Annotated in this window: 13 protein-coding genes; 1 reads left to right on the top strand and 12 read right to left on the bottom strand. The window is 37.4% G+C overall.

Annotated elements, in window-relative coordinates; all coding sequences use genetic code 11:
* Positions 1–152: 152 nt before the first annotated feature.
* The 9 genes from FFM55_RS03045 to FFM55_RS03085 all read right to left on the bottom strand — a co-directional run bounded on the left by FFM55_RS03045 (position 153) and on the right by FFM55_RS03085 (position 7806).
* Positions 153–809 carry an amino acid ABC transporter permease gene (locus tag FFM55_RS03045; protein ID WP_042492958.1) on the bottom strand — a complete coding sequence of 219 codons (657 nt, stop codon included), beginning with the start codon at positions 807–809 and terminating at the stop codon, positions 153–155.
* A complete protein-coding gene (locus FFM55_RS03050) occupies positions 806–1459 on the bottom strand; it encodes an amino acid ABC transporter permease (protein ID WP_042492960.1) in 654 nt (217 codons plus the stop codon). The genes FFM55_RS03045 and FFM55_RS03050 overlap by 4 nt, the downstream gene beginning before the upstream one ends.
* Positions 1456–2304: a transporter substrate-binding domain-containing protein gene (locus FFM55_RS03055; RefSeq protein ID WP_170999647.1), complete on the bottom strand. Its 849-nt coding sequence runs from the start codon at positions 2302–2304 to the stop codon at positions 1456–1458. The genes FFM55_RS03050 and FFM55_RS03055 overlap by 4 nt, the downstream gene beginning before the upstream one ends.
* A gap of 11 nt (positions 2305–2315) precedes the next feature.
* A complete protein-coding gene (locus tag FFM55_RS03060) occupies positions 2316–3050 on the bottom strand; it encodes an amino acid ABC transporter ATP-binding protein (protein ID WP_042492961.1) in 735 nt (244 codons plus the stop codon).
* Positions 3051–3217: 167 nt separating this feature from the next.
* The gene (locus FFM55_RS03065; protein WP_042492962.1) at positions 3218–4024 is read right to left on the bottom strand and encodes a DUF6681 family protein; all 807 of its coding nucleotides are present in this window, start codon (positions 4022–4024) and stop codon (positions 3218–3220) included.
* Entirely contained in the window at positions 4024–4488 is a 465-nt protein-coding gene (locus tag FFM55_RS03070; RefSeq protein WP_137600474.1) for a hypothetical protein, read from the bottom strand. The genes FFM55_RS03065 and FFM55_RS03070 overlap by 1 nt, the downstream gene beginning before the upstream one ends.
* Before the next feature lie 3 nt (positions 4489–4491).
* On the bottom strand, positions 4492–5067 hold the full coding sequence (locus tag FFM55_RS03075; protein ID WP_042492964.1) for a guanylate kinase: 576 nt from the start codon (positions 5065–5067) through the stop codon (positions 4492–4494).
* A 391-nt stretch (positions 5068–5458) separates the two neighbouring features.
* Positions 5459–6874, bottom strand: a complete 1416-nt coding sequence (pepV, locus tag FFM55_RS03080) for a dipeptidase PepV (protein WP_137600475.1) — start codon at positions 6872–6874, stop codon at positions 5459–5461.
* A gap of 83 nt (positions 6875–6957) precedes the next feature.
* Positions 6958–7806 carry an NAD(P)H-hydrate dehydratase gene (locus tag FFM55_RS03085; protein ID WP_081839298.1) on the bottom strand — a complete coding sequence of 283 codons (849 nt, stop codon included), beginning with the start codon at positions 7804–7806 and terminating at the stop codon, positions 6958–6960.
* Between the two features lie 159 nt (positions 7807–7965).
* On the opposite strand from FFM55_RS03085, the gene FFM55_RS03090 reads away from it, so the two are divergent.
* Complete coding sequence (locus FFM55_RS03090) at positions 7966–9021, top strand: Gfo/Idh/MocA family oxidoreductase (RefSeq protein ID WP_042492966.1); 1056 nt, start codon at positions 7966–7968, stop codon at positions 9019–9021.
* Between the two features lie 725 nt (positions 9022–9746).
* On the opposite strand, the gene FFM55_RS03095 is transcribed toward FFM55_RS03090, so the two are convergent.
* The 3 genes from FFM55_RS03095 to helD all read right to left on the bottom strand — a co-directional run bounded on the left by FFM55_RS03095 (position 9747) and on the right by helD (position 14124).
* Positions 9747–10676: a Ppx/GppA phosphatase family protein gene (locus tag FFM55_RS03095; RefSeq protein ID WP_042492967.1), complete on the bottom strand. Its 930-nt coding sequence runs from the start codon at positions 10674–10676 to the stop codon at positions 9747–9749.
* Between the two features lie 30 nt (positions 10677–10706).
* The gene (trpS, locus tag FFM55_RS03100) at positions 10707–11726 is read right to left on the bottom strand and encodes a tryptophan--tRNA ligase (RefSeq protein WP_042492969.1); all 1020 of its coding nucleotides are present in this window, start codon (positions 11724–11726) and stop codon (positions 10707–10709) included.
* A gap of 94 nt (positions 11727–11820) precedes the next feature.
* The gene (gene helD / locus FFM55_RS03105) at positions 11821–14124 is read right to left on the bottom strand and encodes an RNA polymerase recycling motor HelD (protein WP_137600476.1); all 2304 of its coding nucleotides are present in this window, start codon (positions 14122–14124) and stop codon (positions 11821–11823) included.
* Positions 14125–14127 lie beyond the last annotated feature (3 nt).

The raw sequence follows: 14127 nt of genomic DNA on the forward strand, positions 1-14127 counted from the left end.
ATTGTTTCTCATTTTCAGCTCATTTTATGACGTTTGCATTTCTCATTAAACTATTAAAAAAGCGTCAATCTAGCCATATTAGTCTGGTAGATTGACGCTTTTAAACATAACCCAAAAAATAATTGGCATATGCTTTTATATTCAAAATTTTGTTATGCAGCCATACGACGATCCAACATATCTCCAATTTTTGAGATAATGAAATTTAGGATAAAGTAAATAACCGCTAAAGCAAAGAACATTGACACAATTGCATTTGGTTCTTGGGCATAAACAATTTGTGCACGATACGTCACTTCTGGCAACATAATAATCGTTGCCAACGACGTATCTTTAATCAAAGAAACGAACTGTGACACAATTGGTGGAATCATTTTCTTGTAAGCTTGTGGCAAAATAATATGCCATAGCGCTTGCTTGAAATTCAAACCATTTGATAATGCCCCTTCTAATTGTCCCTTTGGCACAGCCATAATACCTGAACGAATAATTTCGGCCAACATCGCTGATTCAAAGATAGTCAATGCAAAGATAGTTGACGTTACCACCCCAAAATGAATACCAACCTTAGGCAAAGCAAAATAAGTAAAGAAGATAATCAACAATAATGGTAAATTACGAATTAAATCAATAATAAAACCAATAATTTGTGAAAAATAGGGAATCTTTACATATCTAATCACACCCAAAACTGATCCAATAATAAAACTCAAAATAACTGAGATAACAGCTACTTGGACCGTAACACCTAATCCAGTTATTAGAAAACGTAAATTAACCCATGAAAAGGCTGAAAAGAATTCACTCATGCTTGGCCTCCTTTCTTCTCAAGACGATTCTCCAAATAACGCATGTAGTAACTCAAAGGCATCGTCAAAATAAGATAGAAAATACCAACAATAATAAATGGTCCAAATGTATCAAAAGTTGACTGTGAAATTTGGTTAGCTTGATACATCAAATCCAACCCTGCAACGAATGCCAAAACAGATGAATTCTTAATTAGATTAATGAATTGATTACCTAGTGGTGGAATCACTAACTTAAAAGCTTGGGGCAAAACAACATAACGCATTCCTTGCCACCATGACAAGCCATTTGACATCGCACCTTCTAATTGACCCTTTGGCACGGCATTAATTCCAGCGCGTACCGTTTCAGCAATAAATGCAGACGTATAAAGGGTCAAACCAAAAGTTCCAGCTGCAAAACCACTAATTTTAATGACATTAGCAATTACAACATAAAAGAACATCGTGATAACCAATAATGGAATATTACGTACAATTTCTATATAAATACGTCCGATAATGTTGGCTAATTTATTGGGAACGACTTCCATAATCGCAAAAGCTGTTCCTAAAATAGTTGAGCCAATCAACGCTAATACCGACGACAGAATCGTCCAGCCAAAGCCGGTTAGAAATTCACCGGCATGTGATTGAAATAATGATATCATTCTCCAGCCAACTCCTTCCAGTCCATACCTTTAACGTCACCAAACCACTTTTTAGCCATCTTTTCATAAGTACCATCTTGTTTAATATCATCAATGGCCTTATCAACAGCTTTTACTAGCTTTGGATTTTGCTTTTGCATCGCAACACCATATGGTTCCTTTGTAAAGGTACCACCACGAACTTCTAATGACTTAGAACCAGCAGCCATACCATACAAAATACCGTTATCAGTGGTCAACGCATCTCCTTGACCAGCTTTTAAGGCCGTCAAAGCGGTTGCATAATCTTGAAGACCAACAACCTTTGCTTTAGGTGCAAATTCCTTAATTTCATCAATTGAAGTCGACCCTTGTACTGCCAAAACACGTGCTTTAGGCGTATTAAGCTCCTTCACATTATGATATTTACTTGATTTCTTTACTAAAATAGATTGTCCCGCATTAAAATAAGGTTGTGAAAAATCAACAACTTTTTGACGATCTGGGGTAACAGACATTGTTGCAATAATCGCGTCAATGTTCCCATTAATTAGCATTGGCACACGTGTTCCTGATGTAATTTGTGTATAAACAACCTTAGCATCTGGATTAACACGTTTCGTAATTTCTTTAGCCATCTCAACATCGAAACCTTCTAGTTTACCCGTTTTGATGTTCATCAACCCCATTAATTTAGTGTCACCTTTAACACCCCAATTCATACGGTCCGTTTTCATGATACGCTTGTATGTGTCATTTTTAACATTATCAGCATGTATCTCATTGGTTGCTGATACACCAGCAACCAATGCAAAGGCTGAAGCCGCTAATATTGACTTCATAACAACTTGAAATCTACTTTTCATGTTGCACCTCCTTAGCGAATAATTTGCGATAGGAATTCTTGTGCACGAGGTTCCTTTGGTTGCGCAAAGAATTCATTGGTTGGTGAATCCTCTAAAATTTGTCCTTTATCCATGAAAATAACACGGTCAGCCACTTGCTTAGCAAATCCCATTTCGTGTGTTACAACCAATGTTGTCATTGATGAATCATTAACAATGTCTTTAATAATTTGCAAAACACCATTAACCATTTCCGGATCCAAAGCTGAAGTTGGTTCATCAAACAACAAAGCCTTTGGTTTCATAGCTAATGAACGCGCAATAGCAATACGTTGTTGCTGACCACCAGACAATGCTGACGGTACTTTATTAGCTTGACTAACCAAACCAACACGATCCAATAATTCCATAGCCATTTTCTTATTTTCGGCTTCATCACGATGTAGTACCAAACGTGGTGCTAACATGATATTTTCCAAAACTGTCTTATTAGCGTACAAATTAAAATGTTGGAAAACCATTCCCACATTTTTACGTGTACGATTCATATCAGTCTTAGGATTGGCTAAGTCTTGACCATTAACAATTAACTGACCACCTTGTACCGGTTCTAGACCATTAATTGTCCGAATTAATGTTGATTTACCTGACCCAGAAGGTCCAATTAAAACAACTGTTTCACCAGCCTCTACCTTTAAGTTAATGTCCGTCAACGCATGGTAATCACCATAGAACTTATTGACATCTTTGAATTCGATCATCGACATAACGGTTCCTCCTTATAGATAATCTTCTCAATGGATTATCTTGGTATATAAAATGGCCCGCCGCGAGTTTAATCGTGACGGGTCGCTAAACTAATAATAATCTTAAATTATCTAAAATGTCAAACATCTTGTTAAGTTTATTAACACGACATGTGAAATTAGTTCATTTAAAATGTTTGTTTTTTGGTATATGCTAATTCAACAGATAAAAAATAAGGCTTTTCAATTGGCGTTAATGAGCTGCGGCCACGTGCCTTACCAGGCCCCCCAGATACCACAACTGAAGCAATATATAAATTGTATGACTTTAAAGCTAAATCTACTGGCTGTAAACCGATGGTTTGGATACGAGCCAAACGTGATGATAGCATTTCATTAACACCACCATAAACTGACAAGCCACCGCGTTCCTCTTCTAAACGAAAGTAAGGTAATGGTGTTCCCGGATGATTAGCAAAAATATGTGGTTGACCTGTGGCCAAAAAAGCCATTTGTTCTTTTTCTGATAAACCACCATAATTATCGGTAAACATACCACTTTCACGTAGTTGATCAACAACTTTACTTAGTTCGGCTTCCATGTCACCATCAGATACAGCAGTTGCTGGTAACACTTGTTGTTTATCATATAAGCCATTGGCTGGGACATAGGGCATCGCAGCAGAACTGTTATCTGACTTATCCGCTTGTGAACCACCTAACATTTTTTCAAGTAACGGTGAAATATCCCATTTAACTGTTTTTTTAGTGTAGTAATAAAGAATATTTAGGATGACACAATACAAAATAAACAAAAAGACGATTAATAAGCCGGCACCTCGTAGATAAGCCCCATTTTGAATATGTCGTATTGCCAAATACAAAATATAAAAGTTACCAACACCGGCAAGAATTGAGTATACTTGCCCCTTCCAACGCGCATTCACATTGAACATACCCAAATAATGATTAAGTAAATCTAAGATCGTTAACATTAATTAGTTACTCCTTCCTGGGGTGCATCATTTGCCGCATTATTCGTGGCATCATTTGTTGCATTATTTGTATCCGGGGTAACATCATTAGCGCCACCAGCATCGCTACTACTTGATGCTTGGTCAGCATCATCCGTTGTCTCTTCACTTGATGACTGTTGTTCGTTTGTTTGGCTACTATCTGCATCACTAGCTGATGATACTGCGCTAGATGAAGAAACATCCGCATCATCTTCAACAGATTGACTACTGGTTGTATCAGAATTTTCTGATTCACTTGATGACTTGCTACTATTCGTTGAGTCAATCTCAGATGTTGATGTATTGGTTGATACTACTGATGATTTAGGTGCCCCGTTTGATGAATGCGTTGAAACGTTAACAATCGCATTTCCAGCACTAACTGCTAAAATAATTGACACTAATGCTACCGGTGTCATAAATGGTGGTGTACGGTATGCCATATGTTATTCCTCCTCTGGTTCAACAATCACAGCCTGTTTGACAATCCTATCAATTGCCATTTTAGTACTTTGCCAATCATCATTTACCACCACATGAGCTGTATCTTGTAATGATGCTGGTAATTGAATATCACGTTGATACTCTTGACTGGTTAAACGTTGACGCATCTCTTCTAGATTATCACCACGTTTAGATAGACGTCCTAAAATTTCATCTGTTTTAGTTACGGTCAAAAAAATAATCACCGCTTCATCTCCTAGTTTATCAGCATAAGTTTTAGCGCCCGCTGTGTCTAGAACAATTGTAATTAAGGGACTTTTTTCCCAAGCTCGCTCTAAGCCTTCATATGATGAACCATACTGAAAATTAGCATATGCCACACTTTCTAAATAATGATTTTTTGCAAAACTTTCAGTTGACTCAAAATAATAATCAATTTGATCAATCTCTCCTTCACGTGGTGGTCGCGTTGTGTGCGTAATCACTTTTGGCATTTCATAAAATTCATTTAAATAATTAGCAACCGTCGTTTTCCCAGTGCCAGTATTGCCCGTCAAAACGAATATTTTTCGATTCATAACTCTTTCTACTCTCTTTAATTAACTATTATTAGTATAATGCGTTATGCTATTAGTATAATGCGTTATGCTTAAGGTTCCCTAACAATCTGTTTTAATTTTCACTTTTCAGTTTAATTGACCGATTAATTTTTCACAATAAAAGCATGCACAAAATTGTACATGCTTTTATGTGACGACTTATATTTTAAAACATTTTTGCTAATTAAGCACCAATCACGCATTGACATGTAACATAATTGTAACACACTTTTATTGAAAACGAAAAAAAGCATCATGAGATATTGACTTTGACCGGCACCCTTTTAAAAAAGCAAATTACCAATAACATTGGTAATTTGCTTTTGTTAGAATAGGTAGTTTATTGTTACGACATCCTATTTGTATATGCTTAGACGTTTGCTAATTCATACATCGCTTGACCAAAAATAGCCATTGCACGTGTTAGATCAGCAACTGGATAAAATTCGTCAGCTTGGTGCATCGTATCAGGAACACCTTCAAACATTGCACCGAAAGCAACACCGCGCTTCAACAAGCGGCCAAATGTTCCACCACCAATTACCTGTTCTGCTGCTGGCAAACCAGTTTGATCACGATAAACTTGCAACAATGTTTGAACTAATGGATCATCCCCAGGCACGTAGTGTGGTACTTGAGCATGACCTTCAGCCTTAGCAGTTGCCTCAAAACCAGCTGGCAAAGATGCTGCAACATGGTCTTCAATTTCTTGTGCCGTTGTATTCTGTGGATAACGGAAATTAGCATTCACAAAACCATCTTCACCATCAACAAAGCGTTGAATACCAACATTCATTGATAAGTCATGCATCAAGTCATCATGGGTCTTGGCACCAATTTTAGCTGCAACTGTATCATCATGTAATTGCGCTCCTAAGAATGTTAAGAATCCTTGTGCATTACCACCAAAGTCTTGTTCTTGGAGGAAGTTAGCCAAGTAAGTCCCAGCATTTTCACCAGTTTCAGGCATGGCACCATGAACTTGCTTACCATAAAAAGTAACGGTTACCTGATTGTCGACAACGTCAGCCTCACCCTTAACGCGTGATTCAGTTGCTAGATAATTGTTCATAGCAGCAACTAATGCATCTGCATCCACAGTTTCAACTACTGCCTTAGCAACACCAGGCACCATGTTTGGACGTTGCCCGGCCGTAAATGATACCAACTTCAACGCACCATCTTGCGTCCCAGCAAAGCGCGTTACAATTGAAACATTTCCTTTTTCACCATTGATGATTGGGAACTCTGCATCAGGTGAGAAGCCCATTGTTGGCTCACCATATTCTGCAAAGAATTCGTCCATTCCAGTCCAATCAGACTCCTCATCAATGCCGACAACTAAGACGAGTTTACGGTTTAGTTTCAAACCTAAATCTTTAATCATCTTCAAAGCATAATAAGCTGTGAAAGTTGGTCCCTTATCATCAGATGAGCCACGAGCATACAAACGACCATCTTCGATAACTGGTGTCCAAGGATCTTTAGTCCAGCCATCCCCTTCAGGCATCACATCCAAGTGTCCAATAATAGCAACTGTTTCTTCAGCATCCTCTGGACCTAATTCAGCATAGGCAACCAAATTTTTGTAGTTACCAACACGGAAACCATCGCGCTTTGCAAACTCTTCAAACTTCAACAAAGCTTCCTTAGGACCTGGCCCCAAAGGTGCATCAGTTGTTGCTGCATCGTCATCACGAACAGATTTGATTGCTAACATTTCTTTTAAATCTGTTAATAAATCATCTTCATATTTTAAGGCTTCAGCATGCCATTGTTTTACCATTTGTAAATCCCTCCAAGAGTCATTCATATTTGTTCTCAATTATACACTTCTTTATATTATTACACACCTTACTTTAGATGCCCTTACAAATTAGATTGAATGCGTGACATATAATTTGATATTGCATCCGCTATAAATGATGGTTTAACAACATAGCTATGCACTGCCATTTCTTGCGCAATAATTGAATGCGCATAGACAGCTGCTTCCGTTGCTTTAAGATGATTTTGTTTAAACTGACCAACAAATCCACCAATAATGCCTGCTAAAACATCACCCATTCCACCAGTTGCTTGATATGCACCACCAATCATCAGTTGATGCAAGACGTTTTCAGCATAAATCAACGTATGATGTTGTTTTAATACTAAGACATCCAAATTTAAAATTTGCCGTTGTACTTCATTTAATTGGTGCTCTGTCTGATAATTTAATTGAATACCACTTAAACGGGCCCATTCCATTTGATGCGGTGTTGCAATTGTAAATGCTGACCTTGGAAAAGTTAAATGATTATCTGCCATCACTGTCAAAGCGGAACCATCAACAACTAAAATGTGCTTATTAGTTACTGCTTTAAACACTAACTTCACAAGATGTAATGCGTGTTGATCAACACCCAAACCTGGCCCAATAACAATAACATCACTCTTTTCAATATTAGTTAGTAATTGGTCATCATCTTGCCAATCTAAAAACATGGCTTCTGGTGTTCTCGTGTGTAAAGCAGTTAAATTAACCCTATCTGTTGCCACTGTGGTCAAACCTGCACCTGCACCAACACTGGCTTGTCCAGCCATTAAGATGGCACCGCCATATTGCATGCTGCCCCCGATTAACAGCACACGACCAAAATCCCCTTTATGGCTATCGTCAGGACGCCTTAAAATAACTTCATGTAAAATATCTGATTTTAATTCATTAATAACCATGGTCACGCTCCGTTTGTCTAGTATATCAATTATACCGCGTCCAGATAGTGGTATAAGATTAACCGATATTTTTTATTTTATATTACTATTCTATCATCTATTGCACAAATACATTAATTAAGTAACAATAATAGTAATTAATATTTTAGGAGAATTTTTATGCTTAATATTGCTTATATTGGATTTGGTAAAAGTACTAATCGTTATCATATTCCTTACGTTAAAGAGCGTTCAGAACATTTCCACATTAGCCGTATTGTTGCACCACATATTGATAAACGACCCAGTGATCGTGCAAAGCTTGAGGCAACTGGGACTGTCTTTTCAACCGATATTCAAGATATCATTGCTGATAACACGCTAGATTTAGTTGTTGTTGTCACACCTGCGCCAACTCATTTTGCTGTTGCTAAACAATTACTAGCTGCTGGTAAAAATGTTTTGATCGATAAACCCGTTGTTGCAACTGTTAAAGAAATTACTGAATTAATTGATTTGGCCAAACAACACAACGCCTTCTTTATGCCATTCCAAAACCGTCGCTTTGATAGTGATTTTATTACTTTACAGCATGTGCTAGCTGCTGGTTATATTGGTCGTCCTATTGAACTTGAACTACATATGGATCACTATCGTCCGAATGATGCTAAACAATCTGGTGGCGTTATGGAAACAACTTGGTTTGATCATGGTGCACACTTAGTCGATCAAATGGTTGCCTTATTTGGTAAACCACAACATGTTGCATATGATTTACGCGTTGCGCGTGATTTATCAGCCAGTTTGTCTGACCAGTTTGAAGTCAACCTATTTTATAAAGATGCTTTTAAAGCAACGATTCAATCTAGTGAAATAACTGCAGTACACTATCCTAAGTGGATTTTACATGGGTCTAAAGGTTCATATATTAAATACAATATCGACCAACAAGAATATGATTTAAAAACCGGTATTATGCCTGGTGATACTGGTTTTGGAATTGATGCACCGCAAGATTATGGTAAAGTCACTTACTATAATCAAAACAACGATCGTATCGAAAAAATCATTCCTACTATTAATGGTGATTATGGGCGTGTCTATGATGCCGTTTATGAAACACTTGTTAATCATCAGGATAAACTGGTTTCCAATGAGCAATTACTCACAACAATTAGTATTCTAGAAGCTGGTGCATCAGCACCTAGTCCTCATATTGTAAATTTTAACGATTAATCAGACACTTTTTCTTGTAACCGCTTTCATTAAATGCTACTATATAGGTGTACCAAAAGGAAAAGGAGGGCGTGATTTGACAGATTATATTAATCTAACCACAAACATCACTTCTTCTACACAGATCCATATGGGCGTGTTACAGTAATGAAACAAGATAATTTTCGTATCAAATTTTAAAGATAAACATTAAGTCATGAATTGACTATCTTGTTATCATTAGCATCAGTTTCTTCAACGAGATATGATAACCCACATTAGGGCGTAAGCATATATCTTGATTTGAAGGCTGCTCCCGACACGATTCGCTTTTTATACGAATAACTTTGGATGCAGTAGTAGTTGCAGCAAGATGTAGTTGGTTTAGGTAATTGCTAGCGACAGTCGTTTAAATCTGCAGATTAAACCTCTAGTAGTTACCATTACAATTGAATATAGGGATACAAATTAAAGTGTACCCCTTGTTAGACGTATCATATCTAACAAAAACAGCCGCGGGTCAACGAACCGGCGGCTTTTTGTATGGAGAGCGTCGCCAATCTGCGAATAACGTTCCGGTATAAGACCTGTTTTGTGCCCTGACTCTGCCAAGAGTCTGGGTCAAAATTGGGCTTATATAAGGAATGTTGCTGATTGGTGCGCGTTTATGAAGAGCGGATATAACTACCGTTTTGTATAACAAATCAAAACAGCGTTTGGAGCAATGCTCCAAACGCTGTTTTCTATTAATTTTCCATACGGTATTCTTGTAGCAATCCCTCGCGTACCCCTGAAGCGGAGAAAATTACTTTATTTGCACCAGTGTGTTTGATTAATTCAATCAAAGGTAGCAAACCACTCACAATAATATCAGCACGATTAGCTTCTAAGTCTAATAGTTCTTCTCGTTCGGCCTTAGTCATCATTGTTAATTTATGATAGGTTTCGACAACTGCGGATGTTGACATTTCATATCCATGAAAATCTGAATCAGCAGGTAACCCATGTTTTACCCGATCTAACCGGGCCAATGAACGATTAGCACCGCCTAATAAAATAATTGGTAGCGTTACCGTATCATCAAGCCAAGGCAACTTAGCATACTGTGTATTAACATATTTAGCTGCCTTTTCAATGGACTCAGGTGATACAACACCTTCAATATTCAATTTAAATTTTTCTGATAAATTAACGGCACCAAATGGTAAGCTCATCATATTTGTTGCCATTCGATCTTCAATACCAACTAATTCAACACTTGCACCACCAGTATCTAACAACCACGCATCAGTAATATCCAACGCTGATGCAGCACCAAGATAATCATAATAGGCTTCTTGATCACCTGTTAGTACTCGAATTTCCACACCAACTGCACGGAAAACTTTATCTAAGAATACAGCTTGATTCTCAGCCTCACGCACAGCTGCTGTTGCAATACCCACAACTGTCACATCGTCAAACATCATATAATCTTGTTGAAACTCTAACAATGCATTAACAACACGTGTCATCGCTGCATCTGTTAATTCACCATCATTTTCGGCCATACCTTCTGCCAAACGTGTGTCCAATTTACGGCGACGCAATTCAATAAAATTCCCATCTGCTTGCAGTTCTTCAACTACCATACGAGTTGAGTTTGAACCCAAGTCAATGACTGCTAAATAACTCATTTAATACTCCTTAAAGGTACTAATTAATCATTAACCCCAATAATCAACACCCATAGCGTGACGAACCTCAGCCATGGTTTGTTGTCCAATTAAGCGTGCTTTTTCCGAACCTTCTTTAACAATCTGCAAAACAGCATCATGATCCTCCGCATATCGCGCACGACGTTCACGAATTGGGGCTAATTCTTTGTTTAATACTTCAAACAAATACTTTTTAATTTTCATGTCGCCCAAGCCACCTGCTTGATATTGTGCTTTAAGATCCGCAACATATGCTTTATCTTCATCAAAAATATCAAGATATGTGAATACCATATTACCTTCAATATGACCTGGATCAGTCAACCGAACATGTGTTGGGTCTGTATACATTGACTTAACTTTTGCCCATAATGTTTCTTCATCATCACTCAAGTAAATTGCGTTACCCAAAGATTTTGACATCTTAGCATTACCATCTAATCCTGGAATACGTCCGTGACCCTCTGGTGGGAAGATACCTTCTGGTTCAACCAAAAGGTCTGTATTGTAATAACGATTAAACGTACGAACTAATTCACGTGTTTGTTCCAACATAGGCTTTTGATCATCCCCTACCGGAACAACTTGGCCTTTAAACAAAGCAATGTCAGCTGCCTGCGATACAGGATAGATAAAGAAACCTGTTGGGATACTTTCACCAAAACCTTTTTGTTGAATTTCTGCTTTAACAGTTGGATTACGTTGTACACGTGCAACTGAGACCAAGTTAAGAAAGTATTCCGTTAATTCAGATAATTCAGGTACTGCTGATTGCACGAAAATTGTTGTTTTCTTAGGGTCAATGCCCACCGCCAAGTAATCCAAAACAACTTCCAAAAGAGAGTTTTGAATTTTTTCGGGATTTCGTGCATTATCCGTAAATGCTTGCTTATCAGCAACCATAATATATGGGTCGTACAAACCAGAATCTTGCATTGCAACACGTGTTTTTAAAGAACCAACGTAATGCCCAATGTGTAATTTACCAGTTGGGCGATCACCCGTTAACAAAACTTTCTTTTCATCCATATCTTTTCTTCTTTCTATGCGGTAAAACCACAAATTTAAATTCGTCAAACCCAATTGTAAAAGTTTTTTTGCATGATAACAAGCACTTAAATCATTATTGTACTAATAATGATGACGCCACCGTATTTTGTACTTGAATTATTAATGGTGATACCGGACCAATTGTCACCAAATGTAACGCATGCATTGCTCTGGAAGCTAATGTATATAATAAACCAATTGCTTTATCATCAGGATAATTGCTTTGTGATACATCATAACCAATAACGGCATCAAATTCCAATCCCTTGGCTAAATAAATTGGCATCACTAACACATTAGCTGTCCGTGTACGATCCATTGCATGTAGCAATTGTACTTTTTCTGGGTAACGGCGTAAAGCTTCCAGTACTAATTCAGCTTGTTCTGCTGTTTTAGTTAAAATCGCCACTGTTTGAAAATTCTGACGTAGCTGGGCTACTTCATCATTTAAAACCTCCACAATCGTTTCTGGATATGCTTGCCGTAAGCTTGGCTTTTCGCCGTGGCGTGTAAAAGTCACAATATCATTACCATCAGGTAAGAGTGCTTTAGCAAAATTCATAATTTCATGCGTTGAACGATAAGCTCGATTTAATTTAATTAATGCTGGTTTTTGTGCATCAAATCCTTGCGCATATTTATTTAACAAGGCTTGCGGTGTCTCAACTTGTCGGAATAATGCTTGTTCAGAATCTCCCAAAACGGTAAATTTAGCCTTAGGAAAAGCATGTTTCAAATATAGTAACTGTGCCATCGCATAATCTTGCATTTCATCTATAAAGACATAGGACATTGCCTGGTTAGTTCCCCCACCAGTTAACTCGTCACGCAAAAATAATAAGGGTGCTGCGTCTTCTAAATCAATGCGATGGTATTCTAATTGCAGATCAAAACGTCGTTGCTTAGCCCGCCACCATTCAGCTTGTTCATCATTTTTTTGTTGCATAACATATTGTAAAAATGAACGATATTGTTGATAAATATCTAAATAAAAATTATTGTACAAAGCATCATCAATAGCTTGCCATTGTTTTGTTAAATAACGTTTAGCAACTAATGAAATAACACTATCTTCATTTTCAGCAACCAGCGTTTCTTCAAGATCATCATCGCCAAGTAAATTTTGATATTCTTGGTCTGTTAGATTATCTAGTTCTGTTTGTACCCAGTCAGCGTCCTGTAAACTTTCAATACGATCAGTTAACACTTGCATAAAATGTTTTTGAAGTTGGCTAATCCGTTCGCGTATTGTATAACTGGTTGATAGCGTTGCCAAATATGCCTGAAATTCTTGCGCACCAAAGAAAACTTTATCTTCGTAATAAATATCAACAAAATGGATATCACTAGCAGATAGTTGTGCCATATAATCATCAATTAACGATACAATCTGTTCACTTTCTAATTCTTGGCGTACAGAGTAACTAGCCTGACCGATAAAATGCTGTTCTTGCTCATAACGATCAAACAACGTCTGAACGATTAACCCTTGCAAACGAGCGCTAAAGAACTCTGCTAACGTTACCTGACGCATATTTCGTTCACCAAGTGACGGCAAGACATCCGCAATATAACTTGAAAATAAACGATTAGGTGAAAGCAACACAATTTGATCAGAATTCAATTCTTCTCTAGAATGGAAAAGCAAAAAAGCAATACGTTGCAAAATGGCTGATGTTTTACCGGAACCAGCAACACCTTGTACGACTAATAAATCACTAGTTGTATCACGAATAATTTGATTTTGTTCTTTTTGAATAGTTGCCACAATATTACGCATCACATCATCGTTTTGTTGTCCAAGCGCATATTGTAACATTTCATCCCCAACAGTTTCATTTGTATCAAACATACTCGTGATTTGACCATCCTGAATAACAAATTGCCGCTTTTTTTGTAAGTCAACCGTTTGTTCACCATTTGGTGTGGGATAAGCAACTTTACCTAACGTACCATTATAATAAATACCGCTAATTGGTGCCCGCCAATCATAAATCAGGAAATTACCCGCCTCATCTTGTAAAGATGCTAAACCAATATATAAAGTTTCAGGCCAATTATCTTCAATAATATCTACGCGACCAAAATAAGGACTCTTCCGTAAAAGTTTAAGTGTACCAACTGTTTTAGCCATGATATTTTCAGTTTCCGTAACACGGGCGACAATACTTCGTTGTTGTTGAATTTCGGCATTCGTTTCCATTGCATCATCTACTTCAGCAGTATTAATCGAAGTATTGGCAATATAATTACTTTCAACTGCCCGGGTCTCTGAATGTGCTTTATCATAAAACGTTTCAGCTTTTTGTAATTGCTTATCAATTTCTTGAGCCACATCATTTAATCTATGTTGTTCAAGATCTCTTTCCTTAGCCATACT

The sequence above is a fragment of the Weissella sagaensis genome, from assembly GCF_005405285.1.
Taxonomy (GTDB): domain Bacteria; phylum Bacillota; class Bacilli; order Lactobacillales; family Lactobacillaceae; genus Weissella; species Weissella sagaensis.

What these genes read in the sequence shown, in the direction of transcription:
- FFM55_RS03045 (WP_042492958.1), bottom strand. Translation starts at nt 809, where the DNA reads ATGAGTGAATTCTTTTCAGCCTTTTCATGGGTTAATTTACGTTTTCTA.
- FFM55_RS03050 (WP_042492960.1), bottom strand. Translation starts at nt 1,459, where the DNA reads ATGATATCATTATTTCAATCACATGCCGGTGAATTTCTAACCGGCTTT.
- FFM55_RS03055 (WP_170999647.1), bottom strand. Translation starts at nt 2,304, where the DNA reads ATGAAAAGTAGATTTCAAGTTGTTATGAAGTCAATATTAGCGGCTTCA.
- FFM55_RS03060 (WP_042492961.1), bottom strand. Translation starts at nt 3,050, where the DNA reads ATGTCGATGATCGAATTCAAAGATGTCAATAAGTTCTATGGTGATTAC.
- FFM55_RS03065 (WP_042492962.1), bottom strand. Translation starts at nt 4,024, where the DNA reads ATGTTAACGATCTTAGATTTACTTAATCATTATTTGGGTATGTTCAAT.
- FFM55_RS03070 (WP_137600474.1), bottom strand. Translation starts at nt 4,488, where the DNA reads ATGGCATACCGTACACCACCATTTATGACACCGGTAGCATTAGTGTCA.
- FFM55_RS03075 (WP_042492964.1), bottom strand. Translation starts at nt 5,067, where the DNA reads ATGAATCGAAAAATATTCGTTTTGACGGGCAATACTGGCACTGGGAAA.
- pepV (WP_137600475.1), bottom strand. Translation starts at nt 6,874, where the DNA reads ATGGTAAAACAATGGCATGCTGAAGCCTTAAAATATGAAGATGATTTA.
- FFM55_RS03085 (WP_081839298.1), bottom strand. Translation starts at nt 7,806, where the DNA reads ATGGTTATTAATGAATTAAAATCAGATATTTTACATGAAGTTATTTTA.
- FFM55_RS03090 (WP_042492966.1), top strand. Translation starts at nt 7,966, where the DNA reads ATGCTTAATATTGCTTATATTGGATTTGGTAAAAGTACTAATCGTTAT.
- FFM55_RS03095 (WP_042492967.1), bottom strand. Translation starts at nt 10,676, where the DNA reads ATGAGTTATTTAGCAGTCATTGACTTGGGTTCAAACTCAACTCGTATG.
- trpS (WP_042492969.1), bottom strand. Translation starts at nt 11,726, where the DNA reads ATGGATGAAAAGAAAGTTTTGTTAACGGGTGATCGCCCAACTGGTAAA.
- helD (WP_137600476.1), bottom strand. Translation starts at nt 14,124, where the DNA reads ATGGCTAAGGAAAGAGATCTTGAACAACATAGATTAAATGATGTGGCT.